The organism is Streptomyces sp. NPDC103540 (assembly GCF_055584445.1).
The window spans coordinates 721,665-742,639 of record NZ_JBVJMA010000002.1 but is presented as its reverse complement, the minus strand read 5'-3'; the positions used below and the strand labels follow the sequence as shown (position 1 = coordinate 742,639).

Annotated in this window: 18 protein-coding genes; 7 read left to right on the top strand and 11 right to left on the bottom strand. The window is 73.8% G+C overall.

Annotated elements, in window-relative coordinates; genetic code table 11:
- The first annotated feature begins 26 nt into the window (after nucleotides 1–26).
- The 6 genes from ACZ6ZI_RS07870 (at nucleotide 27) to ACZ6ZI_RS07845 (ending at nucleotide 6,516) form a co-directional block, all read left to right on the top strand.
- Entirely contained in the window at nucleotides 27–1,058 is a 1,032-nt protein-coding gene (locus tag ACZ6ZI_RS07870; RefSeq protein WP_469517569.1) for an agmatine deiminase family protein, read from the top strand.
- Between the two features lie 210 nt (nucleotides 1,059–1,268).
- Nucleotides 1,269–2,942, top strand: coding sequence for an ABC transporter substrate-binding protein (locus tag ACZ6ZI_RS07865; RefSeq protein WP_469517568.1), 1,674 nt, complete (start codon nucleotides 1,269–1,271; stop codon nucleotides 2,940–2,942).
- Entirely contained in the window at nucleotides 2,939–3,901 is a 963-nt protein-coding gene (locus tag ACZ6ZI_RS07860; RefSeq protein ID WP_469517565.1) for an ABC transporter permease, read from the top strand. Before ACZ6ZI_RS07865 ends, ACZ6ZI_RS07860 begins: the two co-directional genes overlap by 4 nt.
- The gene (locus tag ACZ6ZI_RS07855) at nucleotides 3,898–4,752 is read left to right on the top strand and encodes an ABC transporter permease (RefSeq protein ID WP_469517562.1); all 855 of its coding nucleotides are present in this window, start codon (nucleotides 3,898–3,900) and stop codon (nucleotides 4,750–4,752) included. Before ACZ6ZI_RS07860 ends, ACZ6ZI_RS07855 begins: the two co-directional genes overlap by 4 nt.
- Nucleotides 4,749–5,729, top strand: coding sequence for an ABC transporter ATP-binding protein (locus ACZ6ZI_RS07850; RefSeq protein ID WP_469517558.1), 981 nt, complete (start codon nucleotides 4,749–4,751; stop codon nucleotides 5,727–5,729). Before ACZ6ZI_RS07855 ends, ACZ6ZI_RS07850 begins: the two co-directional genes overlap by 4 nt.
- Nucleotides 5,719–6,516 carry an ABC transporter ATP-binding protein gene (locus tag ACZ6ZI_RS07845; RefSeq protein ID WP_469517555.1) on the top strand — a complete coding sequence of 266 codons (798 nt, stop codon included), beginning with the start codon at nucleotides 5,719–5,721 and terminating at the stop codon, nucleotides 6,514–6,516. Before ACZ6ZI_RS07850 ends, ACZ6ZI_RS07845 begins: the two co-directional genes overlap by 11 nt.
- Nucleotides 6,517–6,566: 50 nt before the next feature.
- On the opposite strand, the gene ACZ6ZI_RS07840 is transcribed toward ACZ6ZI_RS07845, so the two are convergent.
- On the bottom strand, nucleotides 6,567–7,142 hold the full coding sequence (locus tag ACZ6ZI_RS07840) for a TetR/AcrR family transcriptional regulator (RefSeq protein ID WP_469517552.1): 576 nt from the start codon (nucleotides 7,140–7,142) through the stop codon (nucleotides 6,567–6,569).
- A gap of 156 nt (nucleotides 7,143–7,298) precedes the next feature.
- Here ACZ6ZI_RS07840 and ACZ6ZI_RS07835 point away from each other — a divergent pair, with 156 nt between their 5' ends.
- Nucleotides 7,299–8,465, top strand: coding sequence for an agmatine deiminase family protein (locus ACZ6ZI_RS07835; protein ID WP_469517550.1), 1,167 nt, complete (start codon nucleotides 7,299–7,301; stop codon nucleotides 8,463–8,465).
- 137 nt (nucleotides 8,466–8,602) lie between these two features.
- Here ACZ6ZI_RS07835 and ACZ6ZI_RS07830 read toward each other — a convergent pair whose 3' ends face one another.
- The 10 genes from ACZ6ZI_RS07830 to ACZ6ZI_RS07785 form a co-directional block, all read right to left on the bottom strand.
- Entirely contained in the window at nucleotides 8,603–9,148 is a 546-nt protein-coding gene (locus ACZ6ZI_RS07830; protein ID WP_469517547.1) for a carboxymuconolactone decarboxylase family protein, read from the bottom strand.
- 7 nt (nucleotides 9,149–9,155) lie between these two features.
- A complete protein-coding gene (locus tag ACZ6ZI_RS07825) occupies nucleotides 9,156–9,629 on the bottom strand; it encodes a DUF6187 family protein (RefSeq protein WP_469517545.1) in 474 nt (157 codons plus the stop codon).
- Nucleotides 9,622–10,962, bottom strand: a complete 1,341-nt coding sequence (locus ACZ6ZI_RS07820) for an FAD-dependent oxidoreductase (RefSeq protein ID WP_469517542.1) — start codon at nucleotides 10,960–10,962, stop codon at nucleotides 9,622–9,624. Before ACZ6ZI_RS07820 ends, ACZ6ZI_RS07825 begins: the two co-directional genes overlap by 8 nt.
- Nucleotides 10,959–11,444: a DUF6423 family protein gene (locus ACZ6ZI_RS07815; RefSeq protein ID WP_363055326.1), complete on the bottom strand. Its 486-nt coding sequence runs from the start codon at nucleotides 11,442–11,444 to the stop codon at nucleotides 10,959–10,961. The genes ACZ6ZI_RS07820 and ACZ6ZI_RS07815 overlap by 4 nt, the downstream gene beginning before the upstream one ends.
- 222 nt (nucleotides 11,445–11,666) lie before the next feature.
- A complete protein-coding gene (locus tag ACZ6ZI_RS07810; RefSeq protein ID WP_469517539.1) occupies nucleotides 11,667–12,803 on the bottom strand; it encodes a DUF6235 family protein in 1,137 nt (378 codons plus the stop codon).
- Nucleotides 12,804–13,074: 271 nt separating this feature from the next.
- Nucleotides 13,075–13,887 carry a VOC family protein gene (locus ACZ6ZI_RS07805; protein ID WP_469517536.1) on the bottom strand — a complete coding sequence of 271 codons (813 nt, stop codon included), beginning with the start codon at nucleotides 13,885–13,887 and terminating at the stop codon, nucleotides 13,075–13,077.
- A gap of 91 nt (nucleotides 13,888–13,978) precedes the next feature.
- Nucleotides 13,979–15,136, bottom strand: a complete 1,158-nt coding sequence (locus ACZ6ZI_RS07800) for a substrate-binding domain-containing protein (RefSeq protein ID WP_469517532.1) — start codon at nucleotides 15,134–15,136, stop codon at nucleotides 13,979–13,981.
- Nucleotides 15,137–15,259: 123 nt separating this feature from the next.
- Nucleotides 15,260–16,324, bottom strand: coding sequence for an ABC transporter permease (locus ACZ6ZI_RS07795; RefSeq protein ID WP_469517529.1), 1,065 nt, complete (start codon nucleotides 16,322–16,324; stop codon nucleotides 15,260–15,262).
- Complete coding sequence (locus tag ACZ6ZI_RS07790; RefSeq protein WP_469517526.1) at nucleotides 16,321–17,856, bottom strand: sugar ABC transporter ATP-binding protein; 1,536 nt, start codon at nucleotides 17,854–17,856, stop codon at nucleotides 16,321–16,323. Before ACZ6ZI_RS07790 ends, ACZ6ZI_RS07795 begins: the two co-directional genes overlap by 4 nt.
- Nucleotides 17,857–18,023: 167 nt before the next feature.
- The gene (locus tag ACZ6ZI_RS07785; RefSeq protein WP_469517701.1) at nucleotides 18,024–20,855 is read right to left on the bottom strand and encodes an ATP-binding SpoIIE family protein phosphatase; all 2,832 of its coding nucleotides are present in this window, start codon (nucleotides 20,853–20,855) and stop codon (nucleotides 18,024–18,026) included.
- Between the last annotated feature and the right edge of the window lie 120 nt (nucleotides 20,856–20,975).

The following is a 20,975-nucleotide window of genomic DNA, read 5'->3' as shown; positions in this document are numbered from 1 at the left end:
TTCACCGACGCAAGAAATGAGACACCATGACTGAATTCCGTATGCCCGCCGAGTGGTCCGAGCACGAGGGTTGCCTGATGGCCTGGCCCACCCGCGAGGACCTGTGGGGCAGCGTGCTGGCCGAGGTCAAGGAGGAGTACGCCAACGTCGCCCGGGCCATCGCCGCCTTCGAACCCGTGACCATGGTCGCCCCGCCCGGGGCCGGCGAGGACGCCCGTGCGCAGTGCGGCGAGGGCGTCACGGTGATCGAGCTGCCGCTCGACGACTCCTGGTTCCGCGACTCCGCCCCGCTCTTCGTGCTCGACGGGGACGGCAACCGCGCTGGCGTGGACTTCCGCTTCAACGCCTGGGGCGGCAAGCACCACCCGTTCGACGCCGACGACCGGATCAGCGGTCTGCTGCTGGACCACCTCGGCGTCGATCGCGTCGCCTCCGACATGATCCTCGAAGGCGGGGCGATCACCGTCGACGGCGAGGGCACCCTGATCACCACCGAGCAGTGCCTCCTTCACCCCAACCGCAACCCCGGCATGACGCGCGAGGAGATCGAGGCGGAACTGAAGTCCCGGCTCGGGGTCACCAAGGTGGTCTGGCTGCCCTACGGCGGCCTCCTCGACACCGAGACCGACGGTCACGTCGACGGCGTCTGCGCCTTCGCCGCCCCCGGCACCGTCGTCGTCTCCCTGCCCGACGACCCCGCGCACCCCGACTACGCCCGGATGCGCGCCAACCGGGCCGTGCTGGAGGCCACCACCGACGCCCGCGGCCGACGCCTGGAGATCATCGACGTGCCGCAGACGGCCTTCGCGGACATCGCCGACGGCCGGATCGAGGTGTCGTACCTGAACTACTACGTCGCCAACGGCGGCGTCGTCGTCCCCGTGGCCGGCGTGCCGCAGGACGAGGCGGCCCTCGCCGTGATCGCCACCGCCTACCCGGGCCGCAAGGTCGTCGGCGTACGGGCGCTCGCCGTCGCCTTCGGCGGGGGCGGCGTCCACTGCATCACCCAGCAGGTCCCGGCGGCACGGGCCGGGTCAGGCGCCGCGCCCGCCGCCTGACCCGGGAAACCGACCGCTCCCGCGGACCGCCGACCCGGGAAACCGGCCGCCCCCAGCGGACCGCCCCCGCGGACCACTTCCAGCGGACCACCCCAGCGGACCGCCCCCGCGGATCGTCCCGCGGACCGACCGGGCCTCCACCCCGGCGGTCCGCCCCGGCGCTCCGCCCGCTCCTCCCCCCGCATCCCTCACGGAACAGAGAGCGCGACGATGACCACTTCCCCGCCCCGCACCAGCAGACGCCCCCGCGGCCGGCGCGGCCGGCTCCACCCCCTCGCCCTCGCGGCCGGCGCCGCCCTGACCTCCCTCGCCCTGGTCACGGCCTGCTCCGGCCCGCCGAAGGACAAGGCCGGCGGTCTCGGCGACGTCAAACTGTCCGCCGGCACCCCCGAGGCCCGCGGCGAGATCGACTCCTTCACCTGGGCCGTCTACGCCGAACCGCCCACCCTCGACTACACGATGGCGTTCGACTACCCGCAGAACACCGTCCTGTCCAACGTGTGCGAGAGCCTGATGCGCTGGACGCCGGGCCTCACCACCGAGCCCGGCCTCGCCCGCCAGGCGACCAACCCGGACCCCACCACCTGGGTCTACGACCTGCGGCCCGGCGTGCGCTTCCACGACGGCAACGAGATGACCGCCGACGACGTGGTCTTCAGCCTCCGCCGCCAGATGGACCCCGACAACGCCGCCGCCTGGGCCCAGGTGTTCCAGAACGTCACCTCCATCGAGAAGACCGGCCCGCTCCAGGTCGCCGTGAAGCTCAAGAAGCCCGACTCCCAGTTCCCGCAGTACATGGCCACCGCCGCCGGAGCCGTCGCCTCCAAGGCCGGGATCGAGGCAGCGGGCAAGGACTACGGCACATCCGGCGGCCTCGCCTGCACCGGCCCCTTCGCCCTCGGCACCTGGAACAAGGGCCAGTCGATCGAACTGGACCGCTTCGACGGCTACTGGGGCACCAAGGCCAAGGCGAAGAAGGCCGTCTTCCGCGTCCTGACCGACCCCTCCGCCCGCACCAACGCCCTCCTCAGCGGGGAGGCCGACGGCGGCTACCTGATCCCGACCGAGAGCTACGCCCGCCTGCGCGCCAGCGGGACCGGCACCCTCTTCTTCGGCGAGGGCCTCAGCACCGTCAACGTCAACATCACCAACATGAAGGGGCCCCTCGGCGACGTCCGCGTCCGCCGCGCCCTGTCCCTGGCGCTGGACCGCTCCGGCTTCGTGAAGGCCGGACTCGGCGGCGCCGGCACCGTCACCAACTCCCTCACCACCCGGGCCGCCTGGGCCGCCGCCCCCGAACGCACCCTGAAGACCGCCTTCGACAGCCTGCCGCCCACCGGCCAGGACCTCGAACAGGCCAAGTCCCTGATCAAGGAAGCGGGTGCGAGCGGCAAGACCCTGACCGTGGCCACCAGCTCCATCGGCCAGGACGTGTCCCTCCTCGCCACCGCCGTCCAGGCCGCCGGCACGAGCATCGGCCTCGACATCCAGCTCAAGACCATCGCGCCCAACGCCTTCACGGCCCTGTTCACCGATCCCCAGGCGCGCGAGGGCATCGACATGTTCCCGCTCACCTACTACGACTCCATCACCGACCCGCTCGACCTGCTGCAGAACTTCAAGACCGGCGCCTACATGAACTTCGCCGGCTACAGCGACCCCGAGTACGACCGGCTCTTCGAAGAGGCCGCCGCCGTCTACCCGACCGAACAGCGGATGGACATCGGGGCGAAGCTCCAGCACCACGCCTCGGAACGCCTGCTGTGGATCCCCGTCGCCGAGTGGCCCACCGCCCTGTTCATGAACAAGCGGATCACCGGCGCCCCCACCACGATCTCCTACATGTACCACCCGTGGGCCGCCGCCGTGGGAGCGGCGCAGTGAGCTTCGTCAGGTTCGCCGTACGACGGGTGGCGGAGATGGCCGCCACCCTGCTGATCGCCTCGTTCGTGGTCTTCGGGGCCCTGTACCTGGCGCCGGGCAACCCGGCGAGCTTCCTGCTCGCCGGTCGGTCGGCCTCCCCGGAGGCCCTCGCCGCGATCAACGCCCAGTACCACCTGGACGACCCCTTCCTCATCCGCTACCTGCGCTGGCTGGGCGACGTGCTCCAGGGCGACTTCGGTCGCTCGATCACCTACCGCACCGACGTCTCGCGCCTGCTCGCGGACCGCCTGCCCACCACCCTGATGCTGATCGCCATGTCGCTCGTCGTGGTCGTCGCGGTCGGCCTGCTCCTCGGCCGGATCGCCGCCGTCCGGGGCGGGGCCACCGACTCCGCCATCCTCGTCACCACCACCTTCGCCGTCGGCACCCCGTCGTTCGTCGCGGCCGTCCTCCTCCAGGGGCTCTTCGCCGTCAACCTCGGCTGGTTCCCCAGCAGCGGCGCGGGCGACGGCGGCCTCGGCGACCTGCTGTGGCACCTGACGCTGCCCTCGATCGCCCTCGCGCTCTACCTGATCGGCATGCTCGCCCGCGTCACCCGCGCCGCCATGCTCGAAGCCCTCGACAGCGAACACGTCACCGTCGCCCGCAGCCGCGGCGTCCCCGAACGCCAGGTCATCCGCCGCCACGTCTTCCGCAACTCGCTCGGCACCGTCCTGACCACCGGCGGACTGATCGTCTCCACCCTGCTGGTGTGCACCATCCTCGTCGAGACCGCCTTCAGCATCGGCGGCATCGGCCAGCTCCTCGAACTGTCCACCACCACCAAGGACTTCCCGACCGTCCAGGCGATCTCCCTGATCATCGTCGCCCTCTTCATGACCGTGAACCTGATCGTGGACCTGCTGCTGCCCCTGGTCGACCCCCGGGTCACCCTCGGATCCAGGAGGACCACCGCATGACCGCCGTCCTGACCCGCCGGCCCGGCCTCTCCCGGATCCGCGCCGCGGGCTCCCCCCTCCACCTGGTCTGCCTCGCGCTCGTCGCGCTGGTCGTCCTCGCCGCGCTCCTCGCGCCCTGGATCGTCCCCCACGACCCGAACGCCGTCGACCTCGGCAACGCCCTCGCCGCCCCCTCCGCCGCACACCCGCTCGGTGTCGACGCCGCCGGCCGCGACACCCTCTCCCGACTGCTGCTCGGCGCGCGGACCTCCCTGCTGGGACCGCTCGGGGTCGTCGTCTTCTCCACCCTCGCCGGCATCGCCATCGGCACCACCGCCGCCTGGCGCGGCGGCTGGCTCGACTCCGTCCTGTCCCGCGGCACCGAGCTGGTCTTCGCCTTCCCCGGCATGCTGCTCGCCATCCTGATCATCTCCATATACGGCGAAGGGCTGATCGCCCCGGTCATCGCCCTCGCCGTGGCCTACACGCCCTACGTCAGCCGCCTCACCCGGTCCCTCGTCCTCGCCGAACGGGAGCGCCCCTACGTCAGCGCCTACCGCGTCCAGGGCCATTCGGCGCTCCAGATCTGCCTGCGCCACATCCTGCCCAACATCGCCCCCGTCGTCCTCGCCCAGTCCACCATCAACTTCGGCTACGCCCTGATGGACCTCGCGGGACTGTCGTTCCTCGGACTCGGCATCCCCGCCCTCACCTCCGACTGGGGCCGCATGGTCTTCGACGGCCAGACCGCCATCCAGCACGGCTACCCGCTGTCCGCGATCCTGCCCTGCGCCTTCATCGTGCTGACCGTCGTCGCCTTCAACGTGGTCGGGGAACGCTGGGCCGACCGCGTCGCCAGGAGAGACAGATGAACACCCTCGACATCCAAGGGCTGCGGATCACCCTGCCCGGCACCGCCCGGCCCGTCCTCGACGGCGTCGACCTCACCGTCGCCGCCGGCGAGACCGTCGCCCTCGTCGGCGAGTCCGGCTCCGGCAAGAGCATCACCTCGCGCAGCGCGCTGCGCCTGCTGCCCCCGGGGGCCGTCGTCGAGGGGAGCGTCCGCGTCGCCGGCGAGGACGTGCTCACCATGAGCGCCGACCGCCTGCGCGCGGTGCGCGCCGGCGCGGTCGCCATGGTCTTCCAGGACCCCCGGGCCGCCGTCAACCCCCTGCGCCGCATCGGGGACTTCCTCACCGAGAGCGTCACGCTCACCGGCGTGATGAACCGTACGGACGCCGCCGCGCGGGCCGTCGAACTCCTCGGCGCGGTCGGCCTGGACGCGTCCGTCGTGGACAGGTACCCCGGCCAGGTCTCCGGCGGCATGCTGCAACGCGTCGTGATCGCCGCCGCCCTCATGGGAGACCCGGCGCTCCTGCTCGCCGACGAACCCACCACGGCCCTCGACGTCACCAGCCAGGCCGAGGTCATCGCCCTGCTGGCCGGACTGCGCGCCCGCTTCGGCACCGGCCTGCTGTTCGTCACCCACGACCTCGACCTCGCCGCCGCCATCAGCGACCGCGTCTACGTCATGTACGCCGGACGGATCGCCGAGAGCGGCCCCGCCGAGCGCCTCTTCGCCCGCCCGAGGCACCCGTACACGGCCGCGCTCCTCGCCTCCACGCCCCGCATGGACGGCCCGCGCGGCCGGCTCACCGCCATCGAGGGACAGCCACCGGACCTGCGCCAGGAGCTGCACGGCTGCGCCTTCGCCGCCCGCTGCCCGCTCGCCACGGAGGTCTGCGACCAGCGCGTGCCGCCCCCGGTGGCCGCCCCCGGCGCGCCCGGACACCTGGCCGCCTGCCACCACGGAGACCGGCTCGAAGGGAGCACCGTCGATGCCCGTTGACGCACTGCAGGTCAAGGGCCTGCACCGGTCCTACGGATCCGTACGCGCCGTGGACGACGTGTCCTTCACGCTGCCCGAGGGGGGATCCCTCGGGATCGTGGGGGAGTCCGGCTCCGGCAAGACCACCACCGCCCGGATCGTCGTCGGTCTCGAACGGGCCGACGAGGGCGAGGTGCTGGTCGGCGGCCTGCCCCGCACCGGCCGCACCCGGGGCCGGGCGGCGCGACTGGCCCGGGCCCGTCAGGTCCAGATGGTCTTCCAGGACCCCTACCTCTCCCTCGACCCGCGCACGGGCGTCGAGGCCGCGCTGCGCGAGACCCTGCGCCTGCACTTCCCGGACCGCGACCACACGAAGCGGGTCCGCGAGCTGCTCGACCAGGTGGGCCTCGGCACCCGGGCCGCCGACGCGCTGCCCCGACAGCTGTCGGGCGGCCAGCGCCAGCGGGTGGCCATCGCCCGGGCCCTCGCCGTCGAACCGGCCGTCCTCGTCCTCGACGAGGCGGTCGCCGCGCTCGACGTGTCCGTCCAGGCGCAGATCCTCAACCTGCTCGCCGACATCCGGGAACAGACCGGGATCGGCTACCTCTTCATCACCCACGACCTCGGGGTCGTCCGGTGCGTGACCGACGAGATCGTCGTGATGCGCCACGGCCGCATCGTCGAGGCGGGGCCCACGGCCGAGGTGCTCGCCGCTCCCCGGCACGCCTACACCCGGCTGCTGCTGGACTCGGTGCCCCGTCCGGGCTGGGACCCGGAGGCCATCGCGGCGCACCGCAGGGCGCTGTAGGGCGGGCCCGGGCGGGGCCCGGCGAGGGCGGGGCGGGCGCCGGGGCGGGCTCAGGCCCCGGCGGCGAGCGTACGGATCAACGTGCGCAGGACGGGGCCCGGGTCGACCTCGGCGCCCAGGGACTCCACGGCGGCCAGGCCGTCCACGGCGGCGGCCACGGCCTCCCCCAACGGGCGGGGGTCGAGGTCCCCGCCCCGCTCCTCGGCCAGGACCCCGAACAGCGCGACGAAGCAGGCGCGCCAGCGCCGGTACTCCGCCTCCAGGCACTCCCGGACCCGGGGGTCGTTCAGGGCGTGCCAGTGCAACGCGGAGTGGAGGTGGGAGAGTTCCACGCCCTCGGAACGGGACAGCAGCCCGACGACCCGTTCCGCCCGCTCCTCGAACGACCCCGGCCCCGTCACGGCCTCCTCCAGGGGGAGGACCCACTCGGGGCGGATGTCCGCGATGACGGCCAGGACGAGATCGGTCCGGTCCTGGAAGTGGTAGTGGCACATCCCGTGCGAAACGCCGCACAGCGCGGCCACGTTGCGGGTGGTGAAGCGTTCGCTCATCCCGCCCGCGAGGAGGGTCCGCGCGGCGGCGATGAGTCGCGCCCGGGTCTGTTCGCCCTTCGTGGTGGCTGCCATGGCGTCACCCTAACGAGCCCGACCGGCTTCACCTGCGGCTTTCCCCGATCTTCCGGAAAGACCCCGTCCAAACTATTGACCGAGCGCTTGGTCAGTTTTAGCTTTCCGGCCAACCCCGTTGCCAGAGCGGGGAGTTGACCATCGGAGGAACCCCTCATGAACGATCACGTGGTGAACCGGACGGCCGCGGGCCCCGCGGGCGGGGGCATGGGCAGGCGCCGCTTCCTGACGGCCGCGGGACTCACCGCCGCCGCGGCGCTGGCGGCGACCGAAGGACGGGCCCGGGCCGCCTCCGCCCTCCGTCCGACGGCCGCCGGGGCGTTCCGCGTCCCGATCGAGGACGTCCGCCACACCCGCACCTGGATGGCCTGGCCGGACAGTTCCTCCATCTGGGGCGGCAAACTGGCCGGCGTCCAGTCGGACATCGCGCTCATCGCCCGCACCATCGCCAAGTACGAGCCGGTCTACCTGTGCGCCAACCCCGCGAGCGCGGCCAAGGCCCGCTCCCAGTGCGGCTCCACCGTCACCGTCCTCACCACCATCCCCGTCGACGACTGCTGGATGCGCGACAGCGGGCCGGTCTTCCGCACCGACGGAACCGGTCGTCTCGACGCCGTCGGCCTGAACTTCAACGGCTGGGGCAACAAGCAGACCCACGCGCGGGACGCCCTGGTCGCCGGCCGGATCGCCTCCCACGTCGGGGTGCCGTTCACCTCGGCCGGTCTCGTCGGGGAGGGCGGGGCCATCGAACAGGACGGCGCCGGCACCCTGATGGCCACCCGCAGCAGCCTGGTGAACCGCAACCGCAACCCCAACCGGTCACAGGCCCAGATCGAGGCGGCCATGCTCGCCGCCTACGGCGCCACCAAGGTCATCTGGTTCGACGGCGTGGTCGGCCAGGACATCACCGACGACCACGTCGACGCGACCTCCCGCTTCCTCGCCCCCGGCCGGGCCACCGTCCAGATGCCCCTGGCGAGCGACAACGACGTCTACGCCAAGGACGCCCGGCAGCAGTACCAGATCCTGTCCGCGGCCACCTCCGCCGGCGGCGCGCGCATGAGCGTCGATCGGATCCAGGGCCCCGACTACTACAAGATCCGCTCGTCCAACCCCGACTTCCTCGCCTCCTACGCCAACTACTACGTCTGCAACGGGGCCGTCATCAGCGCGCACTTCGGCGACACCCGCGCCGACACGGAGGCCAGGGCCACCCTGGCCCGCCTCTACCCCGGCCGCGTCGTCGAGCAGCTGAACATCGACCGGCTCGGCACGGGCGGCGGCGGCATCCACTGCGTCACCCAGCAGCAGCCCGTGCCGTAACGGCCCGCCCCCAAGGGCGCGCCCGCCCCCAAGGGCGCGCCCGCTCCCGACGGCGCGCCCGCGAGGGCCCGTCCCGCATCGCGGCGGCCGCCCGGCACGATCCCTCCGCGCCGGGCGGCCGTTCCCGCGCCTCCGCGTCAGGTGGTGGGGGGCTTGGTCAGGGCGGCGTAACCGTGCTCGTGGAGGCGGGCCGCGGAGATCGGCACGTAGGCCGGGTCCGCCGCGATGCCGAGGCCCTCCACCATCCGGTTCATGAAGTTGAACAGGGCCGCGACCAGCACCGCGTCGTGCAGGGCGTGGTCGTCCCAGCCCGCCGCGCGGACGGCCTCGGCGTCCTTCTCCGTCAGCGCGGCCGGGGTGCGGGTCAACACGGAGAGGTAGCGCAGCACCGGCTTGAGCCGCTCCTCGACGGGGGAGCCGTCGAGGTCCTCCAGGGCCGCGGCGAGGAGGCCCTCCGGTACGCCGAAGGCCTCGGCGGTCGCGGTGTGGATGCCGTGGCAGTAGGCGCAGTCGTTCAGCCCCGACACGTAGGCCGCCATGAGCTCGCGCTCGGCGACGGTGAACGGGGACGGGCCGCGCAGCAGGCGCTCGTGGAGTTCGAGCAGCGGGCCCGAGGTCTCCGGGAAGCTCCGGAACACGTCGAGGAGCGTCGCGCCGGCGGGCCGGGAGTTCAGATAGGACATCGCGGTGTCAGATCCCTGAGGTGAGGGGGCTTCGGTCGTACCGGTCGATCTCGTCCTGACGCAGCCGGCAGGCCGCCAGGTGCGCCAGCGTGGCGGGGCCCACGTCGCCGAGGTCGCAGTAGGTCAGCAGGCGCATGGCCTGGTCCCAGGCCCGGCGCAGCGACACCGGGGCGGGCGGCTGCGCTCCCGCGGCCTCGATGGCCCCGCGGGCCGAGCGCCAGCGGTGCAGGCCCGCCTCGACGAGGGCGTCGAAGCCGAGGGCGGCCGTCACCCCGTGCCGGACGCGGTCCACGGCCAGGGCCACCTGCGCCGGATCGTCGGCGAGGGCCGCCATGCCGAGCCCGGCCAGCAGACGGTCCGCGTCCAGCCCCATCAGCATCACGCCGATCTCGGTGAACGCGGGCTCGTCGATCGGGGTGAAGGAGAACCGCGGGTCGTACGCGTCGAGTTCGAGGGCGGCCTCGTACAGGGGGTCAGACACGGGCGATCTCCCTGTCCTCGACGCCCCCGACGGGACGGGCCTCGAAGGTCCCCTCCAGGCGGGCGGCGATCGCGCCGGCCACCCGCGCGGTGGCCACCCGGTGGCCGTCGATGTTGCGCGCGGCGGGGCCCAGCACCATGCAGGCCGCCGCGCCGACGGCGAACACCCGGGGCGCGTTCCGGTAGGCGAGGGTCCGCTCGTCGAGGTCGGGCCAGCCGTCACGGGCCCCGACGACCTCCGCGGGCAGCAACCCCTCGCCGTTGGAGACGGAGGTGCCCAGCGCCAGGACCACGTGATCGCCGACGACCCGCTCGCCGTCCTCCAGCACGACGGCGCGGCTGCCGGCCCGCCCGGGGGCCACGGCGGTCACGGCGCGGCCCCGGTGCACGGTGAGCCGTCCCTCCGCCTCGGCGCGCTCCAACAGCGGCCGGAACTCGAACATGACCGACGCCCGACGGTGCCCGCCCATCAGAGCCAGCCGGTCCTGCCAGTCCGTCCCGTCGAAACGGGCCCGGCCCTCGGCGCGGAAGAAGGAGGCGTTGACGTCCGCGCACTGGTAGCGCTCCTCGGCCGCGCGCACCACCCAGTGCACCTCCTTGCCCTCGCCCAGGGCGTTGGCGACCAGGTGCGCCGCGCTCAGACCGGCGCCGACGACGACCACGCGCCGGGCGTCGGAGGGCACCGGCCGGTCCCAGTGGCTCACCCCGGGGGGCGTGCCCGCGCCGTCCCACCAGTCGGCGGGCGCCTCGCGGCGCTCCTCGCCGAGGCACAGGACGACGTACGGGGCGTGCAGCGCGAACCCGTCGCCGAGGACGGTGACCCCGTCGTCCGCCGGACGGACCTCGCCGACGTCGGCCTTCCAGGTCCGCTCCTCCACGTGGTGGAGGGTGGCGACGTGCCGGCAGTAGGCCTCGAAGACGTCGACGGGCACGACGGAGCGGTGCCCGGACTGGGCCATGCGTATCTCGCGGCGCTCGACGGGGGTGAGCAGCGACCAGTGCAGGCGCGCGAAGTCGAGCAGCTCGCAGTCGCGGTAGCCCTCGACCCCGGGGTGGTGCTCGTAGGGGGAGCGCAGCACGCGCTGGCGGAGGGTGTCGACGCGGTCGAAGAACCGGCCGCAGGGCCGCCCGTCGCGGTCGAGGAGGGCCACGTCGCGCACGCCGAGGTGCCACAGGGCGGAGGCCATCGCGAGTCCGGCGGGGCCGGCCCCGACGATGGCCACGTCCACCCCGGTGGGCGGCGGGGCGGACGGCGGGCCGGCCGTGGGCGAGGGCGGCCAGTGGCGGCCCCGGGGCGAGTCCAGCAGGTGCGGCGGCGGAACGAAGGTGATCACCCGATGACCGTCACCGGGACGATGACCTCGATGACCGGGCGCTGCGGCAGGCCCTCGGCGACCAACCGCTCGACGGTCTTCGCGGTGACCTCGGGGCTGTCCGTCGCGATCGGGCTGTACCGCGAGTAGGCGTAGGTGGGCTTCCGGCCGGTGGTCTCCAGCGAGTACATCTTCACCACGGCCTCGCCGGGGCGCACCTCGCCGCCGAAGAAGGTCAGGCGGCGCTGGTCGGGGGTGATGAAGGACTTGGAGAACTGTCGTGACATCACGAGGGTCTCGGCGTCGTTGACGAAGACGGAGTCCTCGTCGGTGGCGGCCTGCATGGCCACCCACGTGCGGTCCGTCAGGTTGGTCTCGGACTTGATGATCTGCCAGCGCCCCGGTTCGGGGAGGTTGACGCAGACCGAGACGTCGTGGTCGACGGTGTCGATGGCGCCGGAGATCATCAGGACCCGGCGGCGAATGTCCGCGACACCCGCCATTTGAATGTCGCGGGCCCGGACCCGCGATGAGACGTCTATTCCGGAAACATCCAGAGGCGGCATCGGAAATCCCCCCGAGTTCATGAAAGAGAAAGCCCAGGTATCACGAGCGCAGCCGACATTTCCACAGGTCATGGACCCTGTCAAGGACACTTGAACGACTCAACCACGTTGGTGCGGGCCGGTGTTGAACGTCACCCACCGGCCCGCCGGGGAACCGATTCAGGCCAATCGGCCGGTTTCCGCATCGAGGCCGGGAGCCTCCCCGACCGGACCCACATGAGCGATGTCGAACGTGTCGAGATCGCGGACGCGGACCTTCAGGACGAGCCCCTCCCTGACGCGCACGAAAAGATCCAGCGGTTCGACGGGATCGTCGTACGTCTCGTACGACCGGAACACCGATCGGTCGGCGACGGCGAACAGCGCCTTGTGCACGGCGTTCCGCTCGATCTGGCCCGCCCTGTCGGACCACCGCTCCAGCCGCTCCCAACCCGCTCCCAGTCGTAGCGTGCCGCCGCGCCGCTCCCCGGTCCGCTCCCCGGTCCGGTCCGCGGGCCGGTCGGGCTCCGGGCGTACGGGGGCCTGCCCGTCGGGAGCCGGACGACCCGGCCCGGGACGATCCGGCCCGGGACGAGCCGGCCCGGGACGATCCGGCCCCGGACGGCCGAGGGCCGGTTCGCCGCCGGCCGCGCCCCCGCGCGCCCGGTCGCCGAGGTCCGGGCCGGCGCCCGACGGGCGTCCCAGCAGCTCGCCGGCGGCGAGGAGCCCCCGCCGGACGGCGGGCGTCGGACGCCGCGGCAACACCGCGCGCAGCAGCCGCTCCGCCGTCCAGCCGTCCCCGTCGCGGAGGTAGCCGAGGGCCTGCCGGTACAGGAAGTCGACCTCCTCCCCGTCCAGCCTGCCGGACGAGGACGCCAGGTCCTCGATCCGCCGCTCCCGCGCGCTCGCCCTCGGGGCCAGCGGCGCCGGACCGTCGGAGGACCGCGCCCGGCAGCGGACCGTGACCAGGCCCCCCGACACGTCGGCCAGCGTCGAGAAGAACAACCGGCTCCCGTCGTCGAGGAGTTCCACGTCGATCACGTCGACCCGACACGGGCCGACCTGGTCGATCCAGGCCCGACCGACCGCGCCCAGCGCGCGGACCACCCACTCGGAGTGCGAGGGCCCTCCCGGACCGGCCCGGCTCCCCTCCGCCCTCTCCCCGTCCGCGGCGCACGCCGGATCGTCGGGCGCGACCAACCTCAGCCCGACCCGGGCCGGCATCGGCCACGCCTCCGTGACACCGGTGCCTATCAGCGCCCGCACCGGTGAGAAACAGACCACTCCGTTCTGTGCCCGCACAGCGAATGTACGCATCCCCAACTCCGGTATTCCGTCGGCCGGACCGTGCCTCCGCGCGGCCCGGTACTTAGGAAAGTAGCCACGTCTCCGGGGTGCGACATCTTCCAGATTGCTCTCGTACCTGCGCTGTTCAGGGACTCCCGCGCACATCGGCAAGTCACCCCTTGCCAAAACGGGGGCCGGCGTGCGCGCCTTCGGCCGGCTTCGCCGCCCACCGCCGCGAAGGACCGCGGGCGTGTTCAAGCGGATGTTCAAGCGGATGTTCAAGCGGGCGCTCGGGGCGGACCTATCGGCCGCCGCTCGGGGCGAGGAGGACGAAGTCGGCGTTCGCGGGGTCGAGGCAGACGGCGAGGCGTCCCACGCCCTCGGCGTCCTCGGGGCCCATCTGCACGGAGCCGCCGTTCTCCCGGACCTTCGCGACCGCCGCGTCGCAGTCGGCGACGGCGAAGACGGGGTGCCAGTAGGGGCGCCCGCCCGTGAGGTCGAGCTGCTCCGCCGGCAGCTGCATGAGCCCCCCGTGCATGCGCTCGTCGGGAAGCCCCTCGGGAGTGATGAGGGTGTACGTGCCCCCGCCCTCGCCGCCGCCGGGCATCGGCATGTCGCCGAACCGCCAGCCGAGGACGCCGCCGTAGAACTCCTTCGCCGCGGCGGCGTCGGTCGTGTACAGCTCGGTCCAGCACAGCGAGCCCGGCTCGTCCACCAGCTCGACGCCCCGGTCCGTACCGGGCTGCCAGACGGCGAACTGGCCGCCGAGGGGGTCGCTGTACTGGGCCATCCGACCCCACTCGTCGAGATCGCGCGGAGCCACCCGGACGGTGCCGCCCGCGCGTTCCACCGCCCGCGTGGTGGCGTCCGCGTCGGTGACGCTGTGGTAGATCATCCAGGCCGGGCGGGCGCCCTCCTCGGTGAGCTTCCCGAGCCCGGCGACGATCTTCCCGTCCCTGCGGAACATCCCGCCCTCCACGTCCTCCTCCTCGACGGGCATGGCCTCGTACTCCCACCCGAGGACGGCGCCGTAGAAGGCCGCGGCGGCCGGCACGTCGGGGGCTCCGAGGTCGAGCCAACAGGGGGAACCGGGGACGAAGTCGGTGGTGATCATGGCGATGGCCTTTCACGGGTCCTGTACGCCCCCAGCCTGGCACCGGAATCCGACCGACGCCCGTCGGGAGGGGAGGAGGGAGGGGGCGTCCTCACTCGCCGCTCCAGATCCTTTCGTACGCCTCCCGGTAGCCCGGCGGGTTCCAGGAGTCGGCCCCGCCGCTGTTCCCGGACGTCACCACGTGCACGGGGGCGACGTAGCCGCTGGCCGGCCGGCCGGCGAAGGCGCGGTTGAACTCGTCGACGATCTGCCACCCCTGCTGGTCCAGGGGTTCGGGGACGGTGGCGGCCTGGAACTGCCGGCTGTCGATCCGCCGGAAGGCCGAGGGGTCCCCGTCGCCCGCCCCGATGTTCAGCGGCGGGCCCCCGCCCGGGCGTCCGGCGGCCCGCAACGCGGGGGCGGCGTCGGCGAAGTAGAGGTCGTTGATCGCGACGGAGTGGGTCCAACGGTCCCGGAAGCGGGACAGCAGGGACGACACCTGCTGGGGGGTGCGCTGACTGGCGTCCGGGATGGGGATGTTCGCCGTCGCCAGCAGGCGCACTCCCGGGCAGTCGTCGAGCCGCCGCTTGATCAGCTCGGACTTGTTGCGGGCGAAGGGGATCGAGTCGTCGGTGAAGACGACCACCCCGGCCCGGCCGTCGGAGCCGGCGATCACCCAGTCCGCGCTGATGCCCGCGACCTCCTCCACCCTCGTGGTGACGTTCGTGAACAGCGGGGGACTGGTGCTCGGGCCGGGGGAGGCGACCGCGTGCCAGCCGATCAGCGGGACCTTGGCGGCGGCGGCCCGCGCCGTCTGCTGCGCGGTGATCCGCGGGTCGAAGCCGCCGATCACGATGCCCGACGGCTTCAGGGTGACGGCCTGGCTGAGCGCGGCCTGGATACCCGCGGGCGTGCCGTCCCCGTCGATCACCCGGACCCGCCAGCCGATGGCCGCCGCGGCCTCCTGGACGCCCTTGGCCACGGCGGCGACACCGGGGTTGGTCATGGTCTGCGCGACGTAGACGAGGTCCTTGCCGGGAACGGCGCGCGGGCCCGTCGTGGGACCGCTCCAGGCCGTGTCGGTGCGTTCGGCCCGCCCGACCGCCTCCCTCGCCTTCGCCACCACGGCCGGGCACCCGCCGGCCGAGGCCTCCGGGGAGCGCCCCTCCGACGCCGGGGACCGCGACGGGCCGCCGGCGCAACCCGCGACGAGGGCGGCGGCGGCCGCGAGGGCCGCGACCGCGAGGAGGTTCGGGCGGTACGGGTACACGGTGCTCCTGACCGGGGTGCGCGGGGACCGGGGGCGACGGGGACGGCTACGGGGACGGCGCGACGGGGGACGGCGACGGGGACGGCGGACGGCGACGGGGGACGGCGACGGCGAGCGGGACGGTCAGGGGGCGCCCCCGTCCGTCCGCGCCGGCTCGGGCGGCGGGCGGTCCGGCGGCGGGCGGTCCGCGGGCGGGCGGTGCCCCTCCGCCGCGGCCCGTGTCCGCAGGCGCCGGCGGGCGGCCCAGCCGGCCAGACCGACCGCCAGCAGCAGCGTGCCGCCGTTGAACAGGGGAGTGGCCCAGAACTGGGCGCCGAGCTGGCCGATCCCGGCGAGCCCGATGGCGAGCACGCCGACGGCCACCAGCGTCCCCACCGCGTTGGCGCGGCCGGGCCTGATCGTCGTCGAGCCGAGCAGCGCGCCGACGAACGCGGGCAGCAGGTAGTCGAGGCCGACGCTCGGGTTGCCGATCTGCTGCTGCGCGGCGAGCAGGACCCCGGCGAGCCCCACGACCGTGCCCGAGCCGGCGAAGGCGTAGACGGAGTACCGGTGGGTGGGGATGCCGATCACCGCGGCGGTACGGGGGTTGGAGCCGATGACGTACAGGTACCGTCCGAGCGGCAGCCGCTCCAACACGACCCACAGGGCGCCGGCGACGGCCAGGACGTACCAGGCGGGCAGCGGAAGCCCGAGGAAGCGGGCGTCGTAGAGGCCGGTGAAGGCGGGGGGCAGGCCGTCGGGGCCGGGCACGATCCGGCCGCCGTCGGTGAGCCATCCGGTGACGGCGTACATGATGCTGCCCGTGCCGAGGGTGGCGATGAGGGAGTCGATCCGGGCGAACTCGACGATGACGCCGTTCAGGGCCCCGACCAGCGTCCCCCCGAGGACGACCGCGAGGCAGGCCAGTGGCCAGGGCGTCCCCTCCTCGACGATCAGGTGCATCACCACGACGTGGGCGAGCCCCAGCCCGTAGCCGATCGACAGGTCGAACTTGCCGGTGGCGATCGGGAGGGTCGCGCCGAGCGCGAGGAGGGCGGGGATCGACTGGTTGGAGAGGATCGAGGTGACGTTGTCCCGGGTCGGGAAGGTGTCCGGAAGGACGAGGGAGAAGACGAGGAAGAGCAGGACGGCCAGGGCCGGCAGGCCGTAGCTCCCGATGAGGTGCCCGCGCGAGGGCCGGCGGGTCACGGGGCCGTCGCGCTTCCGGTGACGGCGGGCATGGCGGAGGCGGCCCGGGTGAGCTCGGCGGGCGTCAGGTCGGCCCCCGCCGGTTCGGCGGTCACCGCTCCGCGCACGAAGACCAGGGCCCGCCCGCACAGGTCGGCGACCTCCTCGAAGTCGGTCGACACGAGCAGGATCGCCAGGCCCTCCGCGGCCGCCTCGTCCAGCAGCCGGTGGATCGCCGCCTTCGCGCCGACGTCCACGCTCGCCGTGGGCTCCTCCAGGACCAGCACCCGCAGCCGGCCGCGCAGCCACCGGCCGAGGACCACCTTCTGCTGGTTGCCGCCGGAGAGGGTGGCGATGGGCACCTCGCTGTCGCGCGGGCGCACCGAGAACCGTTCGACGAGGCCCGCGGCCTCGCGCCGCTCGCGCCGCGGCAGCAGCGGCCGCCAGGCCGGCACCCCGGCCGCCCGGGGATTGGCCAGGAAGTTCTCCCGGACCGTCAGATCAAGGGCGCAGCCCTCCTCCTGCCGGTTGGCGGCGACGAACCCGACCCCCCGGCCGAGGGCGGCGGCCACGGTGCGCGGGCGGTACGGGCGGCCGTCGAGCAGCGCCCGTCCGCCGAGCAGGGGCAGCGCGCCGGCCAGGGCGCGGCCCAGGTGCATGTGGCCGGCGCCGGTCAGCCCCACCATGCCGAGGATCTCCCCGGCGCGCAGCTCCAGGCTCACCGGCCCGGTGCGCTCGGTGGTCACGGATTCCAGGCGCAGGACGGTCGGCCGGCGGGCGGCCCGGACGCCGACGGCTCCGGCGGAGGCCGCGGTGGCGGTCGCGGGCGCGGACGCGGGCGCGCGGCGCACCGGTGCGCCGCCGGTGATGTCGCGGATCAGGTGGTCGGGACCGTATCCGGCGAGCGGCCCCCGGCTGACCAGGCGGCCGTCGCGCAGGACGGCGAAGGCGTCGGCCACCCGGTAGACCTCGTCGAGGCGGTGGCTGACGTAGAGGATGCCGTGGCCCCGGTCGCGCAGCGCGTGCAGGACCTCGAAGAGCCGGGCGCAGTCGGCGGCGGGGAGCGTGGCCGTCGGCTCGTCGAGGACGAGGAGCTCGGCCCGTCGGGCCAGGGCCCGGGCGATGGCGACCAGGGAACGCTCGGCGGGTGCGAGGTCCGCGATCCGGGCGTCGGCGTCCAGGTGCCCGGCGAGGGTGTCGAGGGCCTCGGCGCAGCGCGCCCGGGCGCGCCTCCAGGAGATCAGGCCGTGGCGCCGCGGGTAGCCGGTCACCAGCGCGATGTTCTCGGCCACCGTCATCCACTCGACGAGTCCGAGGTCCTGGTGGATGAAGGCCGTGCGCGCGGACGCGGCCTGCGACCCGATCGGGTGCCCGGCCACCGTCACCTCGCCCTCGTCGGCCCGGAGCACCCCGGCGAGCACCCTGACGATCGTGGACTTCCCCGCGCCGTTGGGTCCCAGGAGGGCGAGGACGCTGCCGCGGTGCAGGTCGAGGCTGACGGAGTCCAGCGCCACGGTGCCGCCGAACCGTTTGCCCAGACCCCGTATCCGCACGAGGGGCTCCCCTGCGAGGGGCCGGGGCGGGCGGTCCGTCGGGGTGTCGGGGGTGCCATGGGGATCGTGCACGGACGTCTCCGGGGCCGGCCTCGGGTCTGACCCACGGGAGGTGGGTCAGGAGGATGCTACGTGCAGGTGTGCGGCATTTCATGGCATCCGGCCGGTTACGCCGCGTTCACGGCGCATTCGGCCCAGATGACCTTTCCCCGTGGGGTGTAGCGGGTGCCCCACGCCTGGGCGAGTTGCGCGACGAGGAACAGGCCGCGCCCGCCCTCGTCCGTGTTGGCGGCCCGCCTCAGGTGCGGGGCGGTGCTGCTGCCGTCGGAGACCTCGCAGATCAGCGCGTGGTCGTGGGAGCGGTCGTGGATCAGGCGGACCTGGATCGGCTCGCTGCCGTAGCGCAGCGCGTTGGTGACCAGTTCGCTCAGCAGCAGTTCCACCGCGAAGGAGAGCTCCTCCAGTCCCCAGTCGACCAGCCGTCGGGCGGCGGCGTTGCGGACGTCGGAGACCCGGGCGGGATCGGCGGGCAGGTCCCAGGTCGCGATCCGGTCGGCCGGCAGGGTGTGCGTGCGGGCGACGAGCAGGGCGATGTCGTCGCCGGGGTGTTCGGGCGCCATGGCCTCCATGACGGCCTGACAGGTGTCCTCGGGGCTGCGGTCCCGGTGGGCCAGGGCCCGGCTCAGCCGGTCGAGGGCGACGTCGATGTCGACGGGGCGGTGGCGGTCCTCGACGAGGCCGTCGGTGTAGAGGACCAGCGTGCTGTCCTCGGGCAGCTCGATCTCGGCCGTCTCGAAGGGCAGGCCGCCCAGGCCGAGCGGTGGCCCGGCGGGCAGGTCGGGGAAGGTCACTCTGCCGTCGGGGCGCACCAGTGCCGGGGGGAGGTGGCCGGCCCGGGCCATGGCGGCGCGGCGCGAGGTGGGGTCGTAGACGACGTACAGGCAGGTGGCGCCGACGATCCCGGTGCTGCCCGTCGCGCTGCCGTCGCCCTCCTCGCGGTCCAGGCGCACCAGGAGGTTGTCGAGGTGGGTGAGGAGCTCGTCGGGGGCCATCTCCAGCTCGGCGAAGTTGCGGGCGGCGGTGCGCAGTCGGCCCATGGTGGCGGCGGCGTGCAGGCCGTGGCCGACGACGTCGCCGACGAGGAGGGCGACGCGGGTACCGGACAGGGGGATGACGTCGAACCAGTCGCCGCCCACGCCGGATTCGGCGGGCAGGTAGCGGTGGGCGACCTCGACGGCGCCCTGTTCGGGCAGCCCGCGCGGCAGCAGGCTGCGCTGCAGGGCCAGCGCGAGGGTGTGTTCGCGGGTGTAGCGGCGGGCGTTGTCGACGCACAGGGCGGCGCGGGCGCCGAGTTCCTGGGCCAGGCGCAGGTCGTCGTCGCCGAAGGGGGCCGGGTCCCGCGAGCGGTAGAAGGCCGCGATGCCCAGCAGGACCCCGCGGGCCAGGAGGGGGACGACGATCAGCGAGTGCACCCCGTACTCCAGCAGCCGGCGGGCGCGCTCGGGGTTCTGGGCGACGAAGCCGGCCGCGGCGCCCAGTTCGGGTTCCAGGATCGGGTGCCCGCCCGCCAGACACCGCATGTGGGGGGTCCCGGGCAGCAGCTCCACGCGCTCGCCGGCCGGGTAGAACGGGCAGTCGTCGCGGATGCCGTGCACCACGACGCGGTGCAGGTCGGTGCCGGGGTCGGTGGACTCGTCGCCGCGCAGCACCGCCTCGGGCAGGTCGATGGTGACGTAGTCCGCGAGGCTCGGGACGGCCGTCTCGGCGAGCTCCCGGGCGGTGCGTCCCACGTCCAGGGTGGTGCCGATGCGGGTGCTGGCCTCGGCGAGCAGCTCCAGGCGGCGCCTCGCCGCGATGGCGTACTTGCCGACCTCGGGCTCGCCCACCAGCACCAGGCCGCGGACCGGGCCGCGGCCGTGCCCCGCGGGACCGGGGGCCGGCCCGACGGGGCGCGGTCCGGCGCGGGGGGCGACGGAGAGGTGGTGGACCGGTGGGGAGTCCCCGCCGAGAACGGCCTCGACGACCATGCCCTCCACCCCGGAGGCGCTCGTGACCGGCCGGCTCAGCAGGGTGGCCCCCCTGCCGTGGGTGAGGGCCACCTCGACGGCGGCCCGGCGGGAGGAGGAGATCAGCTCGGTGGCCCTCTCCTTGAGGATCGTCCGGTCCTGCGGGTCCAGCTCGACGTTCTCGACGAGTCCGGCGTCGACGGGTTCGAGGCCGACCGGGTCGACGTCACCGCGCTCGGCTCCGGCGGCCCCGGGCGGCCAGGTCAGCTCGACGTGCCGGGCGGGTTCGACGGGGCGCCCGTTCCCGGCGCCCGCACCGGCCCGCCGCTCGGCGTCGAGGTACGCGCGCAACAGCCCGCGCTCGCGCGCCGAGCTCTGCTCCATCAGCCGCCGCTCGATCGACTCGGCGGCCCGGGAGACCAGGACGGCCAGGGAGGGGTCCTGGTAGGCGTGCGGGTACCCGAGGCAGAGCACGCCCACGATGTGCCCGCTGAGCTGGTCGCGGATGGGCACGGCGGAGCAGGCGCTCGCCTGGGAGCGTTCGGCGAAGTGCTCGGCGCCGTAGACCTGGATCAGGTGCCGCTCGGCCAACGCGAGACCGATGCCGTTGGTCCCCGCGACCCGTTCGGCGAAGACGAAGCCGGGCAGGCTCTGGATGGGGGGCAGGCTCCGGACCATGGAGGGTTCGCCGAAGCGGCGTTGTACGACCGTGCCGTCGGCGTCGGCGAGCGAGATGTTGACCAGGCCGCCCGAGAAGCGGGTCCGCAGCCGGTCGAGCACGGGCGAGGCCGCGCGCACGAGCCGGCTGTCCGGTTCGAAGTCGTCCCGGTACGGCAGCTCGGTCTGGTCCGGGGACAGGCCCAGCAGCCGGCAGCGCAGCCACGAGTTCAGGATCGGACCGCGTACGCCGCGCGCCCCGGCCTCGACGGTTTCGCCCACCAGGAAGCGCTCACGGGAGCGCGCGGGGCCGATTTCGTCTCCCGTGACCCCCATCTGCATCACTTCCCCTTGCCCGGCTGCCCCCGGCCCTCGGCCGTGGCGGGACGTTCGTTCGCTGTGGTCCGTGCCGCGTGACGTGCGTGCTCCGTGAGGTGAAGGCGAACAGTGCTTTTT